Here is a 1218-nt window from a genome sequence, read left to right on the forward strand (position 1 = left end):
GCGGGGGACCTGGGCGGGTGCGTCGGACGCCGGCTCGGTGGCCGGGGCCGGCCCCGCGGTGGACTGCGGCTCGACGACCGGCAGGGGCGCCGTCGTCGGGGCGGGCTCGGCGGTCTGCGCCGGCACGGCGTCGGCCGCCTCCGGGACCGCTGCCCGGGTGCGTGGCCGCTCCCGGCCGCGTCCCGCCGTCGGGAACTCGAAGAGCCAGCGCACCCGTCGGTAGCCGAGCGCGAGGGCGAGCGGGACGAGGAACGTGAACGACGCGATGGCCACGTAGAAGTCGACCGGGCGGACCGCGGCGAGGTCGCGGAAGGCCGCCACCGCCAGGATCAGCACCGGCATGTGGGCGACGTAGAGGACCATCGAGCGGCGGCCGCAGAACTCGAGGAACGGCAGACGGGGCAGGCGCGGGCCGAGCCACAGCACCACGAGGATCCCCGGCAGAGCAGCGAACACGGACCAGGGCTGGCGCTCCGCCACCACGAGCGCGCCGGTGCGCGTGGCCGTCACGGTGAGCACCATCAGGATCACCGCGATCACACCCAGGGCGGCCGGCGCCGTGCGGATCCGGGGGAGCAGTCGCGCGGACGCGGCACCGAGGAAGAAGTACACACCCCAGTACAGGGGACGCACCCAGTCGCGGGGGCCGCTGACGAACTCCAGGAGCAGCACGAAGAGGACGGCCGCGACCACCAGCGCCGGGACACGGCGGATCACCGGGCCGATGAGATAGCAGAGCATGAGCACCCACAGGAACCACAGGTGCCACGCGCCACCGCGCCAGAACTCGCCGGACAGCAGGGACCCGGGCCTGCCCGTGGCCAGCGCCAGCACGACCATCCAGACGAGGAACGGCCACAGGATCCGCTCCGCCTTGCCGCGGTAGTACGTGCCCAGCGGCTTGGACACGGAGCGGGGCAGCAGGACGCCGGACAGGAACACGAGCATCGGCATCCGCCACGACTGGAACACCTGCACCACGTTCGCGAACGCCACGGAGCTGAAGGTCGCGTCGAGGCCCTGCGGCATCGTGTAGGTGTGGGTGAACATCACCAGCAGCACGGCGAATCCGCGCATCGCGTCCATCCAGGTCATCCGGCTGGGGGTGGACCCGTGGGACATGGGCGGGGTCGGCGTGGTGGACATGGCGGCTCCGGGGTGACGTGGCGGGGCAGGGGAAGGAGGCTCCGCCGCCACATCGCGCGGAACGCCCAGAAG

At 72.9% G+C, this 1218-nt stretch carries 1 protein-coding gene; it reads right to left on the reverse strand.

From position 1 onward, the window contains the following. Positions 1 to 1146 (reverse strand): acyltransferase family protein (locus J1M38_RS11590; protein ID WP_206501272.1); only part of this gene is annotated, 1146 nt, incomplete at its 3' end. Positions 1147 to 1218: the final 72 nt, after the last annotated feature.

Origin of the sequence: Micrococcus sp. KRD070, assembly GCF_017168435.1 — a bacterium.
Lineage (GTDB): Bacteria > Actinomycetota > Actinomycetes > Actinomycetales > Micrococcaceae > Micrococcus > Micrococcus luteus.